The 14,504-nt window shown below is 67.2% G+C and carries 15 protein-coding genes; 8 read left to right on the forward strand and 7 right to left on the reverse strand.

Annotated features, from left to right (window positions below; all coding sequences use genetic code 11):
- Positions 1-126: 126 nt before the first annotated feature.
- The 3 genes from AB2U09_RS10190 to AB2U09_RS10200 form a co-directional block, all read right to left on the reverse strand.
- Entirely contained in the window at positions 127-291 is a 165-nt protein-coding gene (locus tag AB2U09_RS10190; protein WP_459192606.1) for a hypothetical protein, read from the reverse strand.
- 272 nt (positions 292-563) lie between these two features.
- A complete protein-coding gene (locus AB2U09_RS10195) occupies positions 564-734 on the reverse strand; it encodes a DUF7331 family protein (protein ID WP_459192607.1) in 171 nt (56 codons plus the stop codon).
- A 314-nt stretch (positions 735-1,048) separates the two neighbouring features.
- Positions 1,049-1,582 carry an inorganic diphosphatase gene (locus AB2U09_RS10200; protein ID WP_415380939.1) on the reverse strand — a complete coding sequence of 178 codons (534 nt, stop codon included), beginning with the start codon at positions 1,580-1,582 and terminating at the stop codon, positions 1,049-1,051.
- Positions 1,583-1,804: 222 nt separating this feature from the next.
- On the opposite strand from AB2U09_RS10200, the gene AB2U09_RS10205 reads away from it, so the two are divergent.
- Entirely contained in the window at positions 1,805-2,167 is a 363-nt protein-coding gene (locus AB2U09_RS10205) for a PadR family transcriptional regulator (RefSeq protein WP_459192608.1), read from the forward strand.
- Position 2,168: 1 nt separating this feature from the next.
- On the opposite strand, the gene AB2U09_RS10210 is transcribed toward AB2U09_RS10205, so the two are convergent.
- Together AB2U09_RS10210 and rnhA are read right to left on the reverse strand one after the other, a co-directional pair.
- Positions 2,169-2,789 carry a DUF7108 family protein gene (locus AB2U09_RS10210; RefSeq protein ID WP_459192609.1) on the reverse strand — a complete coding sequence of 207 codons (621 nt, stop codon included), beginning with the start codon at positions 2,787-2,789 and terminating at the stop codon, positions 2,169-2,171.
- 28 nt (positions 2,790-2,817) lie between these two features.
- Positions 2,818-3,411, reverse strand: coding sequence for a ribonuclease HI (gene rnhA / locus AB2U09_RS10215; protein ID WP_459192610.1), 594 nt, complete (start codon positions 3,409-3,411; stop codon positions 2,818-2,820).
- A gap of 163 nt (positions 3,412-3,574) precedes the next feature.
- Here rnhA and AB2U09_RS10220 point away from each other — a divergent pair, with 163 nt between their 5' ends.
- From AB2U09_RS10220 to AB2U09_RS10235, 4 genes are all read left to right on the forward strand, one after another.
- Positions 3,575-4,537 carry a transcription initiation factor IIB gene (locus tag AB2U09_RS10220; RefSeq protein ID WP_459192611.1) on the forward strand — a complete coding sequence of 321 codons (963 nt, stop codon included), beginning with the start codon at positions 3,575-3,577 and terminating at the stop codon, positions 4,535-4,537.
- A 73-nt stretch (positions 4,538-4,610) separates the two neighbouring features.
- Complete coding sequence (locus AB2U09_RS10225) at positions 4,611-5,579, forward strand: M48 family metallopeptidase (RefSeq protein WP_459192612.1); 969 nt, start codon at positions 4,611-4,613, stop codon at positions 5,577-5,579.
- A gap of 41 nt (positions 5,580-5,620) precedes the next feature.
- Positions 5,621-6,871, forward strand: coding sequence for a DNA repair protein NreA (gene nreA, locus AB2U09_RS10230; protein ID WP_459192825.1), 1,251 nt, complete (start codon positions 5,621-5,623; stop codon positions 6,869-6,871).
- A 42-nt stretch (positions 6,872-6,913) separates the two neighbouring features.
- Positions 6,914-7,243, forward strand: a complete 330-nt coding sequence (locus AB2U09_RS10235) for a hypothetical protein (protein ID WP_459192613.1) — start codon at positions 6,914-6,916, stop codon at positions 7,241-7,243.
- 65 nt (positions 7,244-7,308) lie between these two features.
- Here AB2U09_RS10235 and AB2U09_RS10240 read toward each other — a convergent pair whose 3' ends face one another.
- Positions 7,309-7,761: a DUF302 domain-containing protein gene (locus AB2U09_RS10240; RefSeq protein WP_459192614.1), complete on the reverse strand. Its 453-nt coding sequence runs from the start codon at positions 7,759-7,761 to the stop codon at positions 7,309-7,311.
- 94 nt (positions 7,762-7,855) lie between these two features.
- Positions 7,856-7,999 (reverse strand): DUF7331 family protein, encoded by a 144-nt coding sequence (locus tag AB2U09_RS10245; protein ID WP_436909352.1) that lies wholly within the window; start codon positions 7,997-7,999, stop codon positions 7,856-7,858.
- A gap of 264 nt (positions 8,000-8,263) precedes the next feature.
- Here AB2U09_RS10245 and AB2U09_RS10250 point away from each other — a divergent pair, with 264 nt between their 5' ends.
- The 3 genes from AB2U09_RS10250 (at position 8,264) to AB2U09_RS10260 (ending at position 14,189) form a co-directional block, all read left to right on the forward strand.
- Positions 8,264-10,225, forward strand: a complete 1,962-nt coding sequence (locus tag AB2U09_RS10250) for a COG1361 S-layer family protein (protein WP_459192615.1) — start codon at positions 8,264-8,266, stop codon at positions 10,223-10,225.
- Positions 10,200-12,674: an efflux RND transporter permease subunit gene (locus AB2U09_RS10255; protein ID WP_459192616.1), complete on the forward strand. Its 2,475-nt coding sequence runs from the start codon at positions 10,200-10,202 to the stop codon at positions 12,672-12,674. Before AB2U09_RS10250 ends, AB2U09_RS10255 begins: the two co-directional genes overlap by 26 nt.
- Positions 12,675-12,782: 108 nt before the next feature.
- On the forward strand, positions 12,783-14,189 hold the full coding sequence (locus AB2U09_RS10260) for a dihydrolipoyl dehydrogenase family protein (protein WP_459192617.1): 1,407 nt from the start codon (positions 12,783-12,785) through the stop codon (positions 14,187-14,189).
- Positions 14,190-14,504: the final 315 nt, after the last annotated feature.

Consider the following 14,504-nt stretch of genomic DNA (forward strand, 5'->3'; position numbering starts at 1 on the left):
AAGAACTTTCTTCTCCCGGACAGGCTGGGGGGCCGTCAGTGACGCCGCCGGGCGTCGCGTCCGTACCGAACGGACCAGTGATACTTCCCGCAGACGCACCGTCCTCGGCCAGTCATCGACCCGCCGCTACCGGGCGCTGCCGGCCGGTTCGCCGCGATCCATCGACTCACCGCTGTCCACCCGCTCGTCGCCGTCCTCACCGGGCGACGACTCGTCGTCCGCTGCTGGATCGAAGTTCTCCGGGACGACCGTCAGGTGGGCCATCCCCGTGGACGGGTTCCTGGTTGCCATACACGAGAATATACGGCGTCGCCACTCAAGTAATTACCCATGCTCATAATTTATGGGCTGCCGCGAACGTAATGCACGTGAGGAATACCGAGACGGGAATCGGTTGCCGTTGCACAGGCCGTGGCGATCGACCGGCTACCACGGTCGTCAACCAGCGACCGTGGCCGTCGGCCAGCGGTCAGACGAACGGCTGGGAGCCTCGACGCGGGGACCACCGGCGCGAGGGCCACGAGCAGGGACCGCTGCGCGAGCGTCCGAGCGGGAAGCCGGCCTCAGCGCATCCGTTCGGGGTCGACGGCGTTGTCGGTGAGGATCCAGCTGTCGGGTTCGGTCGTGTCGAAGACCACGGTCTCGCCGTCGACCTCGACGGCGATGAACCGCTCGGAGACGGCGGATATCTGTTCGCGCAGTGCGGCGGCGGAGGGTGAGTCGCTGTCTTGCATCTGTGTCACCTCGGACGAGTGTGCCTACGGACGAGTAGGCAATATAGGGGGTCGACGTCGTACGTCGTTTCGCTCCGCTTCAGGCGAGTTCATAACGGTTCAGAACCCGCCACAGTCCCGCGATTAAACCGTTCAAGGAATCCGTGAATTCGCGTGAACGATTTACGCCGACCCTGACCGTTTACTGGAGCGGTCGCTGGCCGAGTTCGGTGACCGTCGCGGACCGGCTGCCGTCGCGGAAAATGACGGCGGCCGGGTAGGCGAAGAAACTACTGCGTTGTGTCGCGGTGCAGTTGGACGGTTCCGTGGCAGGTCTACTGGAACTCTTCCTCGTAGAGGTCCTGGGCGTGCTCGATGGCGTCGTAGGCGGACTGCTTGTCCTCCCAGCCCAGCGTCTCGACTTCCTTGCCTTCCTCGAGGTTCTTGTAGGTCGCGAAGAACTCGTCGATTTCGTCGAGTTGCTGCTGGGGGATGTCTTCCAGATCCTCGATGTGGTCGTAGCGCGGGTCCTCGCTGGGGACGGCGATAACCTTGTCGTCCTGCTCGCCGTCGTCGTCCATTTTCATCAGTGCGACCGGACGGGCCTCGATGACGCAGCCGGGGAACGTCTGGTCCTCGACGAGCACGAGCACGTCGAAGGGGTCCTCGTCGTCGTAGTACGACTGCGGGATGAAACCGTAGTCGGAGGGGTAGTGGACGTTCGAGTGAAGCACGCGGTCGAGGACGACGCCGGGGATATCCTTGTCGTACTCGTACTTGTTGCGCTCGCCTTTCAGGCACTCGACGACTGCGTAGATCTCCTCGGGCGGGTTCGGCCCCGTCTCGAGGTCTTCCCAGAGATTGGACATCATCCGCGAGTCCTCTTGGCGGCGCCAAAATCCTTTCGACCTCGGTCTCGACGCGCCTCAGCGGCGACCTCCTGTCCCGGATCCCTCGGACGATCTCATGGTGATCGTCACGTTATCACTCGGTGATATCAGAAACGAAACTCCCGCCAGCCGCTTATAAATCCGGGCAATAACGGAAGAAAGTTAACAAGTGTTAAATAGCCAGATGACATTCCACTAACCATGTCAGAGGCACAATCGGTAACTGACACGCCCGGGATCGCACGTGAACTCACCGCGTTCCAGCAGAACATCCTCGTTATTCTCGGCGAAGAGCCGCGCTACGGCCTCGCTATCAAACGTGAACTCGAGGAGTACTACGACGACGAAGTCAACCACGGCCGCCTGTACCCCAACCTCGACGACCTCGTCGAGATGGGGCTGGTCGAGAAGAGCGAACTCGACAAGCGGACGAACCAGTACGCGCTGACCGACGAGGGCTACGAGACGGTTCTCGACCAGCTCTCCTGGGAGTTCTCGAAGCTCGTCACGAGCGAGGACCGCGCCGACGACCTGCGCGAACTCGTCGACGCCGTTCAGGAGTAACTCACTCTTCGAGCGGACAGCGCTCGTCCGCCACTTCGAACGCGGCCACCACCGATTTTTCGACGACCGCTCGTTGCTCGGGAGTCGGCCATGCGTTGCGCGGATAGTAATCGTTCAGGAACTCCGCTAGCTCCGCGGCCGTCGCGTCGTGGATCGGCTTCGCGTAGTGGTTGCCCATGAAGTCGGCCAGCGTCGCCACGTTCGCGGCGTGGTCGTCGCCGCGTTCCGCGCGCACGTCCGCGACGATCTCGCGATTGTACTCGTCGATCTCTTCCCAGTCGTCGCCCTCGCCGGGACCGGAGAGCGGCACTTCGATCCCGCGGTCGACGTTCTCGATGCGGTCGGTCCGGATCTGGCCGTCCTCGATCCACTCCTCGGGGTGGAGGACGAGTACGTCGCGGGTCTCGTCCTCGCGGACGCGCGCGGTGTAATCGTGTTCGGCCAGCCGCTCGTCGCGGTCCGAGCGATAGGCCGCGGCTTCCTCGTCGACGACGGCCTCTCTGGCGAGTTTCGTGAGCCGTTCGGCCTCCTCGACGACCGGCTCGGGCGGGAGGTCCTCGGGTTCGTCGTCCTCGGCCAGTACGTCTGGCGCTTCGCTGGGGTCCGGTGTCTCGTCAGGCATGGTGGATGTCTCGCTCGGCAGGCACGGGTCAGGCCTCGTCGAGCGCTTCGTTCGCCAGTTCGTCGGCGCGGTCGTTTATCTCCCGCGGAACGTGCTCCAGCGACCACGTCTCGAAGTTCCGCAGCAGTTCGTGGACGGTGACCCGGTACTCCCGCAGGTCGGGGTCGTTCGTGTCCCACTCGCCGCGAACTTGCTTGACGATGAGTTCGGAGTCGCCGCGGACGTCGACCTCGTCGAACCCGTAGTCGCGGGCGACGCGCAACCCCTCGATGAGCGCCTCGTACTCCGCCTGGTTGTTGGTGGCGCGGCCGATGGTGTGGCCGCCCTCGGCGACGATCCCGTCGCCGCTGACGATGACCCAGCCAACGGACGACGGGCCGGGATTGCCCCGGCAGGCACCGTCGAAGTACACGTGCGCGCGCCCCCCGCCTTCGCGGATCAACCCTTCCAGTTCCGCGGGCTTGGCCCCCTGGATCACGACCTTGTCGTCGTAGGCGACCGCCGTGGCGTCGCCGCGCTCGGCGCGCCAGCGCTCGTGGTCGGTGTTGCCCTCCCTGATCGCCACACCCGCGTCTTCGAGGCGCGAGCGGGCCGCGTCGACGTCGCACTCGACTGTCGGCATCGTCCGGTGGTCGCCCGCGCCCGGTCAAATGGATTTGGATCCTGCCCGCCCCACACCTGCCCGACGGCTAGCAGGTGCGTACCATCTACCGGCAAATCACGGAGTAAGCAAAAGATATATAACCGAGAGTTTAAGCCGTGGCATCGACTAGCACGGGGTTGCGATGACAGGCACCAGCCACCAGCGGGAACGCAAACGCGAGCGCACGACCGAGAGCGAAGACGAACGCGCCGAGCGGGCGTGTCCGGACTGCGGGTCGGAGCAGTTGGTCACGAGCGCGGACCGCGGGGAGCTGATCTGTGACGACTGCGGGCTGGTGGTCGAGGAGGGGGCTATCGATCCGGGGCCGGAGTGGCGGGCGTTCACCCACAGCGAACGCGAGGAGAAGTCGCGCGTGGGCGCGCCCACGACGCAGACGATGCACGACAAGGGACTGACTACGACCATCGACTGGCGGAACGAGGACGCCTACGGCCGTACCATCTCCTCCCGCAAACGCAGTCAGATGCACCGGCTACGCAAGTGGCAGGAGCGCATCCGGACGAAGGACGCCGGCGAGCGCAACCTCCAGTTCGCGCTCTCGGAGATCGACCGGATGGCCTCCGCCCTGGGCATCCCACGGTCGGTCCGCGAACTGGCGTCCGTCGTCTACCGCCGTGCGCTTGACGAAGACCTCATTCGTGGCCGGTCCATCGAAGGCGTCGCCACTGCCTGCCTCTACGCCGCCTGTCGCAAACAGGGGCTTCCCCGAAGCCTGGAGGAGATCGCCGACGTCTCCCGCGTCGACCGGACGGAGATCGGCCGCACCTACCGCTACGTCTCGACGGAACTCGGACTCGAGATGGAGCCGGTCGACCCCAAGCGGTACGTCCCGCGCTTTTGCTCGGAACTCGACGTCACCGAGGAAGTCCAGACGAGAGCCAACGAGATCATCGATCGGACCACCGAGCAGGGCCTGCTCTCGGGCAAGTCGCCGACCGGGTACGCCGCGGCCGCCATCTACGCCGCGTCGCTGCTCTGCAACGAGAAGAAGACCCAGCGAGAGATCGCCGACGTCGCGCAGGTGACAGAGGTCACTATCCGGAATCGCTATCAGGAACAGATCGAAGTGATCGGGCTCGGGTAGGTCACGCGTACCGACTCGACGGGCGTCGGGCGACGGTTTTTGTCCGGGGAGACCCAACTGCCGCTCGTCTCTCGTGTCGCTCACGCTCAGACTCGACCGTCTCGCTGGGCTCCCGGCGGCGTACCGGCTGGTCGACGCGGCCTTCTTCGCGGCGCTCGCCCTCGCGCTCACGGCCTGTTACGCGACGGGAATGCCGCTTTCGGGCGTCGCAGCGGTCGCCATCGCCGGCTTCGGGCTGGAGTACGCCGTCAGCGGCTTCGTCACCGACGGCATCTTCCGCGGGGTCGAGTGGGCTGACGAACCGCCGCCGCGCCTCCGCCGGATCGTCGCCGAGGTGGCCGCGTCGTTCGGCGTGGACGCGCCGCGAGTCGTGGTCGACCCCGAGAGCCCGGGCGGGGTGAACGTCCTCGGCGACGGCGACCGGACGGTCCTCATCGTCTCGTCGGCGCTGCTCGACCGCCTCGACGAGGCGGCGCTCCGGGGCGTCGTCGCCCACGAGCTGGCCCACGTCGCGCTGGGCCACCTCCGGCGGATGCCGGTCCGCGTGGCCGTCACCCACGTCGTCGGCCTCGCGGCGTTCTGGGTGGTCGCGCTCCGGCACGTCCCGCCACAGGTCGCGATGCTCGCCGGCGGGACGTTCCTCGTCGCCGGCGTCGCCCGCACGAACGGCATCAACGCCGTCGTCTACGTCGTGGCGAGCGTCGGCGTCGTCGTCCTCGTGCAGGCGCTGGCGGCCCGCGCGAGCCGGGTCGAAGAGTGCCACGCCGACGACGTGGCCGTCGGGCACGTCGGCGCGACGGCGTTCTGTACCGGGCTGTACGCCGTCGGGTCAGTGGGCGCCGACGACGACGCCGTCGCGGGCGAGGCACCTTTCGGGAAGCGGCGCACCCGACTGGAGCGGCTCACCGCCGCCCACCCCTCGATCGAGCGGCGGCTGGCCCGCCACGGGATCGTTCCCGGCGACGTCGCCGACCGCGTGACCGAGGAGCGCGCGGCCGACGACGCCATCGCGGGTGCCAAACCACGTGACGCCACCGACTGATTCAAGCCGCTGGGTCCAGTACGTGGGGACCAATGGCGGGCATGCGCCTCGACGACTTCATCGAGGACTTCCAGCGCGACGAGGCGGCCGAGAAGCGCCGCCTGGCCGAGGAGAAGTCCTACGAGATCACCGAGTACCTCGACGACGTCGAGCGGGAGTTCCAGCAGGCCGTCCAGGGCGACTCCATGTTCGGCTCGACGGCGCCGGAGGTGTTCGTCGGCCGCTCGGGCTACCCCGACGTGTCGACGGGCGTCCTCTCGCCGATGGCCGGCGACGCCGACGCCGCCGACTTCGCGACCAGCGGCGAGTGGTACCAGCAGGGCTACCAGATCGACGACGTGCTCCAGCGGCGGACGGGGATGCTCAACTCCACGCGCTCGGCGAAGGTCGACGTCAACGACGTGTGGGACGGCTTCGTCGGCACCCAGCGAGAGGTAGCCATCGCCGACCACCCCGTCGACGTGGAGGTCGGCCTCGACGGTACCCCGGACATCGACCTGAGCCTCGACGACGTGTCGACGCCGACGGGGCCGCGCGCCCGCGCGACAAACGCCGACCTCGCCGAGAACCCACACGTCCCCCGCCCGGTCGAGAAGACGCTGGAGGACGACGACTGGGCGGCCGAGGGGGCGATGACCTATCTCTACCGCCGCGGGTTCGACGTCTACGACATCAACACCATCCTCTCGGCGGGGGCGCTCGGCCAGGGCCGCGAGCGGAAACTCGTCCCGACGCGGTGGTCGATCACCGCCGTCGACGACACCGTCGGGAAGTACCTGCGCGGCGGGCTCCAGCACAGCGACACCGTCGACGAGGTTTCCGTCTGGACGAACGAGTACATGGGCAACCGCTACTGGGTGATCCTCGCGCCCGGCCAGTGGGAGTTCGAACTCGTCGAGATGAAGGCCCCCGAGAGCGTCTGGAACCCCGCCGCCTCCGAGTACTACCTCGCCAGCGCCTACGAGGGCTGGGAGGGCCGCACCGGCTACGTCGAGGAGACCGCCGGCGCGTACTACGCCTCCCGGCTCGCGGTCCTCGAACACCTCCGCGAACGCGACCGGCAGGCCAAGGCGCTCGTCCTCCGTGAGGTGACCGACGAGTACTGGGCGCCGGTCGGCGTCTGGCAGGTCCGCGAGGGCGTCCGCCACGCCTTCGAGGGCGAACACGGCGTCGCCGAGAGCTTCCACGCGGCACTGAACGGCCTGCTCGACCAGCTCCCCATCGGGCTGGGTCACCTCCGCAGGAAGTCGAACCTCGTCGCCGGCCTGCAGACCTCCATCGCCGACTTCTGAGCGGACCCAATCGTTTTCGGCCGGTCGGCCGTACTCGGTGGTATGCTCCTCCAGTTCGGGATGCCCGGTGGCGTCGAACTCATCGTCATCCTCCTGATCGGCCTCCTGATGTTCGGCCTACCGGTCCTGCTCATCCTCCTCTTCGGGGCGGCGTGGCTCCGCTCGCGCGGCGACTACGACGACCGCATCCGCGAACTCGAAACCGAGATCGCCCGCCTGCAGGCACAGATGGGCGACGACGGCGATTCGGCCGGGACGACCGACGCGGACACTACCCGACCCACCGATGCGGCGACGAAGACCGGCGAGGAAGACAGAGGGGACGACGCCTCCACTGACGACGGCGATACCGGCGCAGACGCGTCCCGGTAATCGTCCACTGGCTGCGACGCGCTCGCGGAAAACGAGGGGGCAATCCTCGGGCAGCGCTCACTTACTCACTCGCTCGCGTCGAGGTTCGCCCACGCCTCGTCGACCATCTCGCCGGTCTCGGCGACGATGTCCCTCCACTCTTCGGAGTCCGGTGCCATCCCGCTCAGGCGCGCGATGCGCATGATCGAGACGTGATAGACGGTCTGGACGCCCGGTTCTTCTTCCCAGATGACGACGCCGCAGGGGAACAGCCCGCCGATCCGACCGCCGGAGGCGTCGAGCGCGCGGTCGGCCATCGCTGGGTTGCACGCGCCGAGGTAGTAGTAGGGGTCGCGATCGGCGTCGACCTTCTCGTTCAGGAGTTCGGACGGAGCGAACTCCGCGGGGAAGCCAAAGCCCGCGGCCTCGAAGGCCGAGCGGACGTGTTCGATAGCCGCCTCGTGGTCCATCTCCAGCGTTGCGCGCTTCTCGCCGATGTCCCCGCTGGTCAGGTCCGCGGGGTCGAAGGGGAGCGCCATGTACCGACCCGACGGTCGCCCCCGCAAAAACAGTGATCCCGGCGGGCCGCGATGGCCCGCGAATCTCGTCCACGGACCCCCGCGCTGCAGGTCTTCAGGCCATCTCGTCGCCTGTTACGGTCTCGTCCGACTGGATCCACGCCCGGTGGTTGTCGACGTCGTAGATGACGACGTCCCCGTTTGCGATCTCGAGTTCGTCGTAGCGGCTCGTCTCGGAGCGGGTCTCGTTAGTTGCCATTGGTAGTGTCCACGTTCCGTCGCTGTCTCTCGATTCGACGCTAGCAGTAGCTACGCCCTATACTGTGTTAAATGTTACCAATGGTATGGCAAAGATTGCTGGTGGGCGCCCGGATCGCGATTCGGTCGCGACAGGTAGTAAACGACAATTCCGTTTCCTCCTGTTTACAATGATTGACAGGGGTGGGGCGGAAAGCGACGGACGACACCTGCGGCGCCGCCGTTGGTCCCCGCGGCTCGGCGGGTGAGGAACGTGATCTCACGCATGCAACGGCCACAGGCTACGGTAGTCGCGACAGTCGTACTGCTCGTTCTCGCGCCGGTCGTCGGGGTCGGCGCGGCGGATGAACACGAAGTTACGGGCCACCCGGGGATCGACGTCTCGGTGCCGGATACGGATTTCCAGCCGGGCGAACAGACGTCCCTGCAGGTCATCTTGCTGAACGACGGCAACGTCACTAGCGGGTCGGCTTCGAACCCGCAGTTAGAACAGCAGGTGACGACCGCCCGGGCCGTGCGCGTCAGCGTCGACGACGACCACGACGCGCCGGTCTCGGTCAAGACGAACGAACGCGCCATCGCCCAGCTACCCGACGGGTCCTCGACGCCGGTCGAGTTCCGTATGGACGTCGACCAGAACGCCGAACCGGGCACCTACAAGCTCCCGGTCAACGTCAGCTACAACTACACGGAGGCGGTCGACCCGCAGACCGGCGAGACCGACCACAACAGCACGTGGAAGAACTTCACCGTCGGCCTGACGATCGAGGAGGCCGCGCAGTTCAGCGTGACGAACGTCGAGTCGACGGCCCGCATCGGCGCCACCGGCACGGTCGACGTGACCCTGCGCAACACGGGGAGCGCCGTCGCGCGCAACGCCTCGGTCCTGCTCGAATCGCAGAACGCGGACATGACCTTCGGACAGGCATCGTCGTCCTCGCGGTACGTCGACGGCGCCTGGGAACCGGGTGAGCGCCGGACCATCTCCTATCGCGTCAGCGCCTCCCAGTCGGCCAGCCAACAGCGCTACGCCTTCGGCGCGACGGTCAACTACGAGGACGAAGACGGGACGCCGATGCAGTCCCAGTCGCTCTCGCTGGGCGTGACACCCGAACCCGAGCAGTCGTTCAGCGTCACGTCGGTCGACAGCGACGTGGCCGTCGCCGACGATGGCCCGGTCACCGTGACGGTCCGCAACGACGGGCCCGCGGAGGTCCGCGACGCCTCGGTCACGATCACCTCGAGCAGTAGCGCCCTCGTCTTCGGCGGGTCCGCCAGCGCGAGCGAGTACATCGGAACGTGGGGCCCCAACGAGACCCGCGAGCTCACCGTCGATACGACGGCGACGCCCGACGCCGACTCCCGCAGCTACTCGCTGCAGGCGTCGGTCAGCTACGAGGACACCGAAGGTGACCCCGGCGAGTCCGGGACGCTCCAGTTCGGCGTCCGGCCGGACCCCGAGGTCGAGTACGAGTTCGAAGCGACCAACGTGAGCTCGAACCTGCGCGTCGGCGAGGAAGGGACGCTCTCCGGGACGATCACGAACACTGGCGACGCGCGCGCGGATAGCGTCGTCGTCGTCTTCGAGAGCGAGAGCGCCAACGTCTCCCCGCTCGAACGGGAGTACTCGATCGGTATGCTCCGCGTCAACCGCTCGAAGGAGTTCTCGTTCGACGTGGATGTCAGCGAGGCCGCCGAGGCCGGGCCGCGGCAGTTCACGCTCCGGCCGACCTACCGCAACAAGGACGACGAGCGCCGCGAGGCCGAGAGCTTCGACGTGCGCCAGCGCGTCCGCGAGCAGCGCGACCGCTTCTCGATCGACGCCGGTGACGCGACGGTCGAACGCGGCGAGGGCCGCAAGCTTACGGTCACGGTGACCAACAGGGGCAACACCGCGGTTACGAACCTCGACGCGGCGCTGTACGCCGACGACCCGATCAGCATCGACGACGCCAAGGCCTACGCCCAGCAGATCGAACCCGGCGAGTCGCGCGACCTGACCTTCGAGGTGAGCGCCGGCAGCGATGCACTGACGAAGTCTTACCCCCTCGAGATGGACTTCCAGTACGACGAGAACGGCGACACGAAGCTCGACAGCGGGTACCGCTTCGCCGTCGACGTCACCGAACCGGAGGACGACGGCGGGGGCGGGCTGCCGGTCGCACTGATCGCCATCGCCGTGGTCGCCGTGATCGCGGTCGGTGGCTACCTGCGATTCGGCAGGTGACCCGATGGTCTTCCAGTGGTTCACCGACGAGGTCGGCGACGCCATCTCCGCCTATCCGGGGCGGATAACCCTCGCCTTCCTCCTGTTGACCGGCGTGTTCCTGCTCGGCCTCGGCAACGTCGAGACCGAGTCGGGTAGCAACCAGTTCGTCGAAGGGCTCGACTCCTTCGAGGCCTTCGAGGACATCCAGCGCGAGTTCGGCTCGAGCTTCGGCGAGAGTTCGACCAGCACGCAGCTACTCCAGCGCGAGCAGAACGTCCTCTCGCGACCGAGCCTCCTGCGGATGTTGCGGACACAGGATCGGTTGCAGGACCACAGCGATCTGCGGGTGACGGGCGTCTCCAGTCCCGCCCGGACCGTGGCCCAGCAACTCGATCCCGAGGCGACGACGGTCGAGGCACAGATCGACGCTGTCGAGTCGGCGACCGCCACGGAGATCGACCAGGCAGTTCGACGCGCGGCCGACTCGGGAGGGCTCGGCTCGCAGGTCAGCGACGACTTCGATCGCCAGAGCGCCGCCGCCACGGCGGCCCAGGCCACGGTCACCCACGAACGGGACATCGACTCCCGCGAAGAGCGCGTCGAGCGCGTCCTCACCACCGTCGGGGGCGATATCGAGATCGTCGGGAGCGCGCCCAACACTATCGGGTCGTCGCTCGCGCTCGTGCTCCCCGCGGCGTTCATCCTCATCGTCCTCTTCCTGATCGTGGCCTACCGCGATCTGGTCGACCTGATATTGGGGGTCGTCGCCATCCTGCTGACGCTGCTGTGGACGTTCGGCTTCCTCGGGCTGGCGGACATCGCGTTCAACCCGCTTTTGGTCGCGGTCCCGCCGCTGCTCATCGCGGTCGGGATCGACTTCGGCATCCACGCGGTCAACCGCTACCGCGAGGAGCGCGAGCGGGGCCAGCCGGTCGGCACGTCGATGCAGGTGACGACCGAGCAGTTGCTCGTCGCCTTCTTCATCGTGACGGGGACGACCGTCATCGGCTTCCTCTCGAACCTGCCGAGCGCGCTTGACCCAATCCGCGACTTCGGCGTCGTCGCCGCCATCGGCATCTGCTTCACCTTCCTCATCTTCGGGATCTTCCTCCCGGCCGCGAAGGTGAAGATCGACCGCATGCGTGCTCGCTATCCGATCCCGACGATGAGCGAGCGGCCGCTCGGCTCCGAGGGGTCGACGCTGGGCCGCCTGCTCGGCGGTGGGGTCACCGTCTCGCGGCGCGCACCGGCCCTGTTCATGCTCGTCGTGCTCCTCGCGAGCGGAGCGGCGGGCGTCTACGCCACCGGCGTCGACACCGGCTTCACCGAGGACGACTTCCTCCCGCCGGAGTACGACGAGCTTCCCGACTGGCAGAAGAACCTGCCGGACCCGTTCAGCCCGCCCGAGTACAGCTACGTCGAGAAGACGAACTACATCGACGACAACTTCGAGTCGAGCAGTTCGGTCATGCTGTTCGTCGAGGCCCAGATGGAACGTGACGACGCGCTCGACCGGGTCCGCCGGATCGGTCGCGATCCGCCCCCGACTTTCGAGCGGGACGGCCGCTACGCCCAGAGCCAGTCCGTCGTCACCGTCGTCCAGTCCTACCAGCAGCGCGACCCCGAGTTCCGCGACCTCGTGTCGCGGAACGACCTCGACGCGGACGGCATCCCCGAGGACAACCTCGGCGCGGTCTACGGGCACCTCGAATCCTCGCCCGCAAGCGGGGTCGAGGGAGTCCTGTCGAACGACCACCGGAGCACGCTCGTGACCTACTCGGTCAACCCCGACGCCACGAACGCGGAGGTGACCGCCGACGCCACGGAAGTCGCCGCGGAGACCCCGCTCGACGCGACGCCCACCGGCAACGCCGTCATCTTCCAGGAAGCCTCGAACCTGATCCTCGACACCGTGATCACGAGCCTGATCATCACGCTCGTCGGGGCGTCGTTGTTCCTGGTCGTCGTCTACGGCGTGCTGGAGGGGCGCCCCTCGCTCGGTATCGCGAACGTCGTCCCCATCGCCGTGACCGTGACGTTCGTCGTCGCGTCGATGCGCTATCTGGGGATCGACTTCAACGCGATCAACGGGGTGATACTCTCGCTGACGATCGGACTCGGGATCGACTACTCGGTCCACGTCGTCCACCGCTTCGCCGACGAGTACCATCACGCCGACATCGACACGGCCCTCGACCGCGCCGTCCGAGGCACCGGCGGCGCGCTCACCGGCAGCATGCTCACCACCGTCGCAGGCATGGGCATGCTCGTGTTCGCGCTGAACCCGGCCATCGGCGCCTTCGGCGTTCTGACCGCGCTCTCGGTCATCTACGCCTACATCGCGTCGATGCTGGTCCTCCCGTCAGTGCTGGTCCTCTGGGACCGGGTGTTCAACCGCTCGCGGGCGGCCAAGTTGCTCTACGGGCGCGGTAGCAACCCGACTCCGGAGACATCGGTCGAGGACTGAGCAGGCGTCCAGGCCCTTTGGCTCATCGCCTGATCACTACTTCTCGGAGCGCAACGGAAGCGGCCCATCGCCCCCGAACGCTTTACGCCTGGTCCGCGAACGCGTAGTATGGTCCACGTTGTCATCATCGGCGCCTACGGAAGCGCCGGCGCCGCGGTCGCCGAGGAACTCGCCGACGAACCGGACGTGGAACTCACCCTGATCGACGACGGCGAGCCCGGCGGCGGACTCTGCATCCTCCGCGGGTGCATGCCGTCGAAGGAGGTCCTCTCGGCCGGTGCCCATCGCTTCCGGGCGCGCCACGACGACCGCCTCCGCGGCAAGCCCCACGAGGTCGACGTCGAGCGCACTGTCAGGCGCAAAGACGAGCACACGCTCGGGTGGGCCGAACACCGCCGCGAGTCGATCCACGACCTCGCCGAGCGCGAGGACGTGACGTTCATCCACGACACCGCGCGGTTCGTCGACGATTGCACGCTCCGCGCCGGCGGGCAGACGATCTCCGGCGACTACGTGGTGATCGCCACCGGGTCGGCGGTCGACGTCCCCGACCTCCCGGGCATCCGCGACGTCGACTACCAGACGAGCGCGGACCTGCTGGACGAGACCGCCCTCCCCGATTCGGCCGCCGTCATGGGGCTCGGGTACATCGGGCTGGAGATGGTCCCGTACCTCAGCGAGGTCGGCGGGACCGACGTGACCGTCGTCGAACACGACGAGCGCCCCCTCGACGAGGCCGACCCGGCCTTCGGCGACGCAATCCTCGACCTCTACCGCGAGGCCTTCGACGTGACTATCCCGACCAACTCCTACGAGAAGCGCGTCGAACCCACCGACGACGGAGGCGTTCGCCTCTTCCTCGAACACGCCGACGGCGAAGACGAGGTCGTCGAGGCCGAGGAGCTGTACCTGTTCACCGGCCGCCGCCCGTGTCTCGGTCGTCTCGGTCTGAAGAACACGAGCCTGGAACCCGGTCCCGACTGGGTCCTCGACACGATGCAGGCCCGCGACGACGGCCGAGTGTTCGTCGTCGGCGACGTCAACGGCAAGGAACAGATCCTCCACGTCGCCAAGGAACAGGGCTACGCCGCCGCCGAGAACATCCTGCGACGCGAGCGGGGCGTCCCCCTCGAAGAGTACCACAACGTCACCCACCACGTCATCTTCTCGGGCCTCGGCGTCTATCCCTACGCCCGCGTCGGCATGACCGAACGCGAGGCCCGCGACTCGGGCTACGACATCGTCGTCGCCAGACGACAGGCCAGCGACGACGGCGTCTTCAAGGCCAAGGACGCCCCCGAGGGCCTCGCCGAACTCGTCGTCGACCGCGACAGCGCGACGGTGCTGGGCTGGCAGGGCCTGCACTACCACGCCGACGTGATGGCCAAGACCATGCAGATCGTCGTCGAGATGGGACTGGACGTCCGGGAGGTACCCGACCGCGCCTTCCACCCGACGACCCCCGAGATCATCGACGGCCTGCTGCGGGACGTGACCGCCGAACTGCCCGAGTGACGGCGTGATTCGGGAGCGGATGGCGTTACTACCGTGCCGGCACTTCGTTCACGGGTTCCAACAGACACTTGTATTACAGGTACGACTGACACGTATGCGGCGGCAGGTTGCGGAGTTGGCGATGTACTGGTGTCTCTTGTTTGGCGGGGCTGCGGGGGCGCTCGGTCTCTGGTCGCTCTCGCAACGACAGACGGGTCCGGACCCGGCGGTGATGCCCGTGCTTTCGATTATCGGTCTTGCAGCACTGCTGCTATCGATCGGAATCACGCTCAGAATCCGACTGGGTCCGCCGGGCGCGGCGGCCGACCAGCGTGA

The sequence above is a fragment of the Halosimplex yunnanense genome (genome assembly GCF_054504345.1).

What these genes read in the sequence shown, in the direction of transcription:
- AB2U09_RS10190 (WP_459192606.1), bottom strand. Translation starts at nt 291, where the DNA reads ATGGCAACCAGGAACCCGTCCACGGGGATGGCCCACCTGACGGTCGTC.
- AB2U09_RS10195 (WP_459192607.1), bottom strand. Translation starts at nt 734, where the DNA reads ATGCAAGACAGCGACTCACCCTCCGCCGCCGCACTGCGCGAACAGATA.
- AB2U09_RS10200 (WP_415380939.1), bottom strand. Translation starts at nt 1,582, where the DNA reads ATGTCCAATCTCTGGGAAGACCTCGAGACGGGGCCGAACCCGCCCGAG.
- AB2U09_RS10205 (WP_459192608.1), top strand. Translation starts at nt 1,805, where the DNA reads ATGTCAGAGGCACAATCGGTAACTGACACGCCCGGGATCGCACGTGAA.
- AB2U09_RS10210 (WP_459192609.1), bottom strand. Translation starts at nt 2,789, where the DNA reads ATGCCTGACGAGACACCGGACCCCAGCGAAGCGCCAGACGTACTGGCC.
- rnhA (WP_459192610.1), bottom strand. Translation starts at nt 3,411, where the DNA reads ATGCCGACAGTCGAGTGCGACGTCGACGCGGCCCGCTCGCGCCTCGAA.
- AB2U09_RS10220 (WP_459192611.1), top strand. Translation starts at nt 3,575, where the DNA reads ATGACAGGCACCAGCCACCAGCGGGAACGCAAACGCGAGCGCACGACC.
- nreA (WP_459192825.1), top strand. Translation starts at nt 5,621, where the DNA reads ATGCGCCTCGACGACTTCATCGAGGACTTCCAGCGCGACGAGGCGGCC.
- AB2U09_RS10235 (WP_459192613.1), top strand. Translation starts at nt 6,914, where the DNA reads ATGCTCCTCCAGTTCGGGATGCCCGGTGGCGTCGAACTCATCGTCATC.
- AB2U09_RS10240 (WP_459192614.1), bottom strand. Translation starts at nt 7,761, where the DNA reads ATGGCGCTCCCCTTCGACCCCGCGGACCTGACCAGCGGGGACATCGGC.
- AB2U09_RS10245 (WP_436909352.1), bottom strand. Translation starts at nt 7,999, where the DNA reads ATGGCAACTAACGAGACCCGCTCCGAGACGAGCCGCTACGACGAACTC.
- AB2U09_RS10250 (WP_459192615.1), top strand. Translation starts at nt 8,264, where the DNA reads ATGCAACGGCCACAGGCTACGGTAGTCGCGACAGTCGTACTGCTCGTT.
- AB2U09_RS10260 (WP_459192617.1), top strand. Translation starts at nt 12,783, where the DNA reads ATGGTCCACGTTGTCATCATCGGCGCCTACGGAAGCGCCGGCGCCGCG.